This window comes from Rudaea sp., assembly GCF_036383415.1.
In the GTDB taxonomy this organism is placed as follows: Bacteria; Pseudomonadota; Gammaproteobacteria; order Xanthomonadales; family Rhodanobacteraceae; genus Rudaea.
Map to the genome: position 1 here is coordinate 1 of NZ_DASVOK010000223.1, position 7,813 is coordinate 7,813.

Sequence of the window (7,813 nt, forward strand, 5' to 3'; positions counted from 1 at the left end):
AGCGCGCGCGCGCCCGGCGCGATCGACGGCAGCGGCTTCGACGTGCGCAAGCCAACTGGCAATGCCGTCTCGAACACCTCGCCGAGCGGGTGCTGGTAGTAGCGCGCCGCCCAGGCCAGCGTCGCCGACAGCTCGGTCGACAGCAGTGGCGCGATGTCGAGCACGCGCAAGGCGGGCTTGAGCTTGCGCGTATCAACGGTCGAGTCCCGGGCGTGACCGATGACGACGCCGACCCGGGTCTTGCCGGCGAACGGCACGGCCAGACGCGTGCCGACCGCGATCGCGCCTGCCTCGACTCCCGCCGGTGGCAGATAGTCGAAGCCCTGGGCCAGCGGCACCGGAATCGCTACCTGCAGGATGGCCGGCACGCCGGTCTCCCGCACGGGTAAAAACGAGGCTTTTGCTGTGCAATCATCAGTTGCCGGGAGAACGTGATCCAAGCCTCAACTTTGAGCGGCAAGTCGCTGCTCCTGTTGAGCTTTTTTGCTTATCCACAGCAGTTGTGGATAAGTCTGTGGAAGAGAGGGTGAACCAAGCCACACAAGGCGCATCGTAGCGCGCCCCCGTTCGCCTTGGACAATCTTTAACCAGTTTGAAATATATCATTTCAATCAATTGGTTGCGTTTGTTTTCCCGCGCGATCGCCAAGCCGCAACCGGCCGCCTCGCAACACCCGTCCTCGACCGCACCGCTTGTGTACAGAGCGGCCCGCACAGGCATGAAGTCCGCGCGCCGTCAACCGTCGCTGCGCTGGCGCGTTGCTTCCTTCGCGGCACACAGCAAGGTTCGAGATCATGGCCGAAATCGCTGGCACAATGACAGGCTCGCAATTGGAATTCGCCCGACGCGTGGATGCGATCAGCACGAATCAGCGCGCACTCGATCAGTTCCTGCGCGGCGTAGAACGGCGCGCCCTGCGCATGGCCGAGCTCGCCTGCGGCAGCCGCGACGACGCACTCGACGTGGTTCAGGACGCAATGTGTGCGTTCGTCAGGAACTACGCCGCGAAGCCGGAAGCCGACTGGGCGCCGCTGTTCCATCGCGTGCTCGACAGCCGGCTCAACGACTTCCACCGCCGCCGCACGGTGCGCAGCCGCTGGCTGGCGGTGTTCGATCGCAAATCCGACGACGACGACGCGCTCGATCCGATCGAGCAGGCGCAGGATACGCAAGACCCCGGCCCGCTGCTGCGCCTGGCCGGCAGCGAAGCGGGCAAGGCGCTCGACGCGGCGTTGAAAGCGCTACCATTGCGCCAGCGTCAGGCGTTTCTGCTGCGCATGTGGGAAGGCTTCGACGTGGCGACGACTGCGCAGGTCATGCAATGCAGCGAAGGCAGCGTGAAGACGCACCTGTCGCGTGCGCTCGCCGCACTGCGGCGCGCGCTGGAGGATCACCAATGAACGACATCCATTCCAACGACCGTCCCGCCTGGATCAACCAGGCGAACCAGGTGCTTGACGACTCGGTGCGCGATCTCGACGCGGCCACGCTCTCGCGCCTCAATCGCGCGCGCCAGGCGGCGCTGGCGCAGCAGCGTCCGCGTGCGTCGCGTGCGTGGCTGCTGCCCGCCGGCCTCGCCAGCGCCTGCGCGATGCTGCTCGCCGTCGCCGTATGGCAGCCGCGTCACCGCACTGAAACGCAATCGACGGCGCCGATCGCGACCGGCACCATCGCGACTATCGACGACGGCGACAGCGAGGAAACCTCGGCCGAGTTTTATCAGAACCTCGAGTTCTACGCCTGGCTCGACGCGCAGAACAAGGGTGGCGACGGTTGAACGCGATGCGCGTGTTCGTTATCGCTGCGATGCTGCTCGTCGGCGCGGAGTTGCATGCCGCGCAGCCGGCTCCTTCTTCGACGAACACCGCGCCGGCGGAAGCGGCGTTGCCGGCGCAACCGTGGTCCGGATTGACCGATGCGCAACGTGATGTGCTCACGCCAGTGCACGCGATCTGGGACGAACTCGCGCCCGACGTGCAGCAGAATCTCGCCCAAATCGCCCGCCGCTGGCCGAAGCTGACCGAAGCACAGCGCGAGCAGATCGGCAAACGCATGCAGAAATGGGCGGATATGCCGCCGGCGCAGCGCATCCGCCTGCTCGAACGCTATCGCCAATTCCACCAGTTGCCACCCGAGCAGCAGACGCGCATGCTCAACGCGTTCAAGCGCTTCGACGCACTGCCCGAAGCCGAGCGCGCGCAGTTGCGCGAACAGTTCGAACGCATGAGCCCGGCCGAGCGCAACGCCTTTCTCGCCGGCGCCGGCATGGCCGGCCATGTCGGCATCGTGCGCGAAGTGCTGCAGACCGTGCCCGCACCCGAACGCCGTGCGACGCGTGAGATGTTCGACACGTTCACGCCCGAGCAGCGTCAGGCCTTCGCCAAGGGATGGCGCGGACTGCCCGAGGACCAGCGTGACGGCTATCGTCGCCAGATGCTGCTCATGTCGCCCGAGCAACGCAGCGCTGCGCTACAAGCCAAGCCCTGACCACCAGTCGTTTCGCATGCGCCGCACGATGCGGCTATAGTCGCGCGTCGATCCGCAGGACACGCCCTGGCGCATGCGCAACACGGTTTTTTCTCCGAACTCCGCGGCCAATCTGCCGCGTCGCTGGCGCATCGCCGGACTGCTGATCGCGCTTGTTCTCGGCGCATGGTGCTATGCACCGGGACTGCAGGCGTTCTTCGCCCAGGACGATTTCGCTTTCCTCGCCCTCGTGCGCCTGCTGCACCAGCCGTGGCTGCTGTTCGTGTACAACCATTTCCCCGACTACGCGTATTTCCGCCCGCTTGGCGTGCTGCTCTGGTGGCTCGTCGCCGCCGTGGCCGCCGACACGGCATGGCCGCAGTACGCGCTCAATCTCGCCCTGCATCTGGGTTGCGTTGCGGCTTTGTATACTTTGTTGCAACGCCTGCGCCGCGATGCGCCGTTGAATGCGTTGTGGGCAGCGCTGTACGCCGTGCACCCGCTCGCGATCGGCACCGCACTGTGGCTGTCCGATCGCTTCGACCTGCTCGCCACGCTGTTCTCGCAGCTCGCCGTCACCGCGGCACTGGCCTACGCCGAACGGCCGCGCGCGACGACCCTGGCAGGTCTGCTGGGCGCCTTGCTGTCTGCATTCCTGAGCAAGGAGCTCGGCATCGTCGGTGCGGCCGCGGCATTCGCCGCCATCGCGTTCGCGCCGCGCGCACGCGTGGACGCGAAGCAACGCATGCTTGCACTCGGCGCGATCACCGCGTTGACGCTGGCATGGCTCGCGTATCGGCGCGCGATGCTGTACGTGCCGATCGGCGACGGTGCGATGCCCCTGCCCGCACTAGCTGCATTCGCAAACGGATTCTGCAACTGGCTGCGCGCCGGCGCCGTCTATCTGTTCGCCGATCCGCGCGCGCCGCGCTGGACCTGCGTCTGCATCGTGTTGGCAACGGCGGCCTGGCTTGCCGCGGCGCTGCTCGCGCGCCGCGGCTCGACGGATTCGCGACCGCGCCTGCACGTGGCCGCAGCATTGCTCGTGCTGATCCTGCTGCCGGGCCTGGTCCAGGCGCCGGTCGCGGCCAAGCATCTCGCCGCAGGCATCGGCTCGGATCCGTTCTTCTTCAACCTGATCGTGCCCTCGCGCTTCTTTCACCTCGGCCTTGCCGGGTTGATCGCCGCGCTCGCGCTGATCACGACGCCACCACGGGCGACGGCGACGTCATCGGCACTGCGCCTGTCGGCCGCGGGCATCCTGCTGGCCCTGCTCGCGCTCGTGCCGCTGTCGCAGCGGGTCGCACGCGACTACGCCGAAAGCACGAACAGGCAGGCCGCCGCGTTCGCCGCGGCCGAAACCGCACTCGTGCAGGCGGCGCTGCCGCAGCACGGCTGCCAAGTATACTTTTTGCAGACTTCCGTGCTGTGGGGCTTCGCGGGCTTGAGCGACTCGATCGCCAAGGGCCTCGCCGCGCAGCCCGAGCGCCTTGCCCATTGCCTGATCAGCACCGAACAGCCGGCGTGGACTTACTTCGTGCGCAAGGGCAGCGTGCAAGCCGATGACTATCGTCCGCTGCATCCGCTCGAAGTGGCCGGCAAGCCGTTCCCCGTACTCGAAATCGGCGACACCCAGGCGCTGTACTTCACCATGGGCGATGACCTGCGCACTGCGCCGCCGGCCGGCGCGATCTTTTTCGAATACCGCAACGGTGCTTTTGTCGACGTCAGCGCCGCGGTGCGCAGCGGCGAACTCAAACCCCAGTTCGCAACAACGAAATAATTCACACCGTCGCCAGGCTGACCAGAAACGCCGCCGCCGCGCAGAACGCGATCAGCACCGTATAGCAGGTGCCGATCATGGCGTACTTGAGCATGGTCATGATCCAACCCTGTTTGTATACTTTTTTCTGCATGACGAACAGGTAGATCGGCAGCCACCAGCCGATCACGAACAGCAGCAGGTTCAGTATGCCCTCGAGCCAGGGTGCCGCGCCCTGCGCCCAGGCCTTGGCCATGCCGACAAGCACGAGCAGGAGCAGCGACAGGAAGATGAAGGCGTGGCTGTGCAGGGCGACGATCATGTGCTCCATGTACAGGCGCCGCTTGAACACGTAGAAAATCTTCAGCAGCAGCGCGAACAGCGGCATCAGCACGAACAGCACCTGCGGCAGCGAGCCGATCGCGCCGAGGATCAGCGGCTTGGGGTCCTTGCCAAGCTTGTTCATGTTGTCCTTGGCATGCCCGAGCATCTGGGTGATCTTGTCGTCGAGGAATTTCGGTCCGCCCAGATGCACCGGATTCGCCTTCGGGTCCCAGGTTTTGTCTGCGATGTTGAAGTTGAGATCTTCGCTGCTTGGATCGGATGGCGCGGATTCGCCCTTGGCCTTGGCGTCCTCGACTTTCTTCAGGTACTGCAGGCGTTTGTCGGCCTTTTTCTGAATCTTCTCGATCGCCTTGTCGATGCCGCGCTTGCCTGCATCGGGCGTCACCGACTGGGCCTGCTTTAGGCCCGCGATTGCCTCGTCACGGCGCTGGGTCACCTCCTGTGCGGTCTTCGCCGTCGCAATCGCATCGTTGCCGTCATCGCCCGCGTTGCCGAAATTGGCATCGCCGATCGCGATCTGCATGAGGAAGAAAGCGAGGATGCTGAGGAAGAAATACAGGCGGAACGGCGTGACGTAGCGTACGCGCCGGCCTTCGAAGTATTCGTTGGTGAGATAGCCGGGGCGGAAATACAGCGGCAGGATCGAGCGGAAGATGCGCGAGTCGATGTTGAGGATCGTGTCGGCCGCGTCGGCAAGGATGCTCGACAGATGCCGCACCATGCCCTTGACCGGCTGGCCGCAGGCGTAGCAATGCGGACCGAGCAGCGTCGTGCCGCAGTTGGCGCAGGTTGCCTGCACGGGCGCGTGCGCGGATTCGCCGCCTTCGTCGTGGGTGCCGAATTGCGCATCGGCTGCGGCTGCATCCGACGGCATCAGCGGCACGGGTGGAAGGGGATCGAGCGGGGCGGGATCGACGGCGGGTGTGGTCATGGCGCGCAATGCTAACCCGGATCGACAGCCATGTAGCGCGAGCGAATCACGCAATGTTCGACAAGCGCTTCGGCTAGACTGTGCGGCCGCAGTCTGCAAGCGTCTTCCATGCTTTCCCCTCCCGCCGTCAACACTCCGGCAGGCACCACTCCGGCGACGTTCCGGCGCGAGTTGCGCGATACGCTCGTGCTCGCCCTGCCCCTGATCGCCGGCCAGCTTTCAGCGATCGGCATGAACGTCGTCGACACGCTGCTCGCCGGCCACTACAACGCACACACGCTCGCCGCGGTCGCGGTCGGCGCAGGCGTGTGGTCGCTCGCGATCGTCACCGGCATCGGCGTGATGATGTCGGTGCCGCCGAGCGTGGCCCAGCTCGCCGGTGCCGGGCGCCGCGCCGAGATCGGGCCGCTGTTCCGCCAGGCGCTGTGGCTGGCGCTGTTGCTCGGCATCGGCCTGCTGCTGTTCATCCATCAGGTCGGGCCGCTGCTGCTCGGTGGCTTCGGCGTCGATCCGGGAATCGTCGAGGACACGACGAAGTTCATCCGCGCCGTGGCCTGGGGCGCGCCGGCGCTGACCTTGTATTTCGCGATGCGCGGCCTGTCCGAAGGCTTGTCGCTGACCCGGCCGACCATGTACTTCGGCCTGCTCGGCCTCGTCGTGCTCGCACCGATCGGCTACACGCTGATGTACGGCAAGCTCGGCTTTACGCCTCGCGGTGCGCAGGGCTCGGGCGAAGCAACGGCGCTCGTGCTCTGGATCGAGGCGGTCGCGTTCGCGCTGTACCTGCACCGCCATCGCAACTATCGCGACATCGCGCCGTTCGCGCATTTCGAAGCGCCGCGCTGGCGCGAGATCGGTGCGCTGCTTCGCCTCGGCGTGCCGATGGGTATCGCGCTGCTCATGGAATCGAGCCTGTTCGTGTGCACGGCGCTGCTGATCGCCTCGCTCGGTGCGGTCACCGTGGCCAGTCATCAGGTCGCGATCAACGTCGCCTCGATCACGTTCATGGTGCCGCTCGGCCTGGCGATGGCGACGACCGTGCGCGTCGGCAACGCCGTGGGACGCAACGACGCACGAGGTGTGCGTGCCGCCGGTCTGGCCGGCGTGACGCTGTCGCTGGCCACGCAGTTCGTCGCCTCGACCGCGATGGCAGTGTTCCCGCACGCGATCGCGCATCTCTACACCGACGACGTGGCCGTGGCTGCGCTCGCCGCGCAACTGCTGGTCCTCGCCGCGATCTTCCAGCTCTCCGACGGCATCCAGGTCACCGCCGGCGGCGCGCTGCGTGGGCTCAAGGACACAACGATGCCGATGATCATCACCGGCCTCGCCTACTGGGCGATCGGCATGCCGGTGGGCTACTTGCTCGCCTTCCGCCAAGGCCTCGGCGCGCGCGGGATGTGGATGGGCCTCGCCGCCGGGCTGACCGCTGCCGCGGTGCTGCTGACCCTGCGTTTCCTGCGCGCGAGCCGCGTACACAGGGCATGACTTAAGGCCGTATGCCGGCCGCGTGCATTTCGGGTACGCTGTCTTTTATTGAAAAGTGCGGCCAAGGATGGCCGCTTCGTGATCTTCGCATGCAGGGACGAATGCACAAATAAAGGATTTTTATGGCTGAGAAAAGCCGCGGCGTATTCGCCACCCTGTTCGTCTGGGCATGGAACCTGTTCAACTTCATCCGCCGCTTCGTGTTCGGCGTGATTGCGCTGTTCCTGCTGCTGGTCTTCCTCGTCGCGCTGCGTGCAGGCGGCGGCAAGGTCGTGCTGCAGGATCGCACCGCACTCGTACTCGACCCGAAAGGCAGCATCGTCGAGCAATATTCGTCCGATCCGGCGCAGCGCGCGTTCGCCGCGGCGACAGGACAGAAGAACCGCGAAGTGCAACTGCGCGACATCATCCGCGCGATCGACGCCGCCGCTGCAGACAAGCGCGTCGAGCGCCTCGTCATCGAACCCGACCAGATCGCCTCGGCCGGCATCTCCACGCTGCACGAGATCGGCGCCGCGATCGAGCGCTTCAAGGCCGCGGGCAAGGACGTCGTCGCCGTGTCGAACGCGATGAGCCAGAGCCAGTACCTGCTCGCCGCGCACGCGAACCAGATCCTACTGCATCCCGACGGCGACCTGCTGCTCGAGGGCCTCGGCCGCTACCGCACCTACTACAAGGATGCGCTCGACTGGCTCGGCGTCGACGTGCACCTGTTCCGCGTCGGCGAGTACAAGTCCTTCGCCGAGCCGTACATCCGCAACGACGCTTCGCCCGAATCGAAGGAAGCCGATCTGTACTGGATGAACGGCGTCTGGGGCGAC

7 protein-coding genes and 1 pseudogene are annotated in these 7,813 nt (G+C 65.9%); 6 read left to right on the forward strand and 2 right to left on the reverse strand.

Annotated features, from left to right (window positions below; genetic code table 11):
• Positions 1-368, reverse strand: a pseudogene (locus VF497_RS08650) (primosomal protein N'); the annotation flags it as partial.
• 426 nt (positions 369-794) lie between these two features.
• On the opposite strand from VF497_RS08650, the gene VF497_RS08655 reads away from it, so the two are divergent.
• From VF497_RS08655 to VF497_RS08670, 4 genes are all read left to right on the forward strand, one after another.
• Entirely contained in the window at positions 795-1,400 is a 606-nt protein-coding gene (locus tag VF497_RS08655) for an RNA polymerase sigma factor (RefSeq protein ID WP_330887707.1), read from the forward strand.
• Positions 1,397-1,777, forward strand: a complete 381-nt coding sequence (locus VF497_RS08660) for a hypothetical protein (protein WP_330887709.1) — start codon at positions 1,397-1,399, stop codon at positions 1,775-1,777. Before VF497_RS08655 ends, VF497_RS08660 begins: the two co-directional genes overlap by 4 nt.
• A gap of 11 nt (positions 1,778-1,788) precedes the next feature.
• Entirely contained in the window at positions 1,789-2,487 is a 699-nt protein-coding gene (locus VF497_RS08665) for a DUF3106 domain-containing protein (protein WP_330887711.1), read from the forward strand.
• Between the two features lie 73 nt (positions 2,488-2,560).
• The gene (locus VF497_RS08670) at positions 2,561-4,249 is read left to right on the forward strand and encodes a hypothetical protein (RefSeq protein WP_330887713.1); all 1,689 of its coding nucleotides are present in this window, start codon (positions 2,561-2,563) and stop codon (positions 4,247-4,249) included.
• 1 nt (position 4,250) lies between these two features.
• On the opposite strand, the gene VF497_RS08675 is transcribed toward VF497_RS08670, so the two are convergent.
• Positions 4,251-5,504 carry a DUF3667 domain-containing protein gene (locus VF497_RS08675; protein ID WP_330887715.1) on the reverse strand — a complete coding sequence of 418 codons (1,254 nt, stop codon included), beginning with the start codon at positions 5,502-5,504 and terminating at the stop codon, positions 4,251-4,253.
• A 108-nt stretch (positions 5,505-5,612) separates the two neighbouring features.
• Here VF497_RS08675 and VF497_RS08680 point away from each other — a divergent pair, with 108 nt between their 5' ends.
• On the forward strand, positions 5,613-6,992 hold the full coding sequence (locus tag VF497_RS08680; protein WP_330887717.1) for an MATE family efflux transporter: 1,380 nt from the start codon (positions 5,613-5,615) through the stop codon (positions 6,990-6,992).
• Positions 6,993-7,114: 122 nt separating this feature from the next.
• Positions 7,115-7,813, forward strand: a 699-nt coding sequence (locus tag VF497_RS08685; protein ID WP_330887719.1) for a S49 family peptidase, incomplete at its 3' end; no start/stop codon positions are given.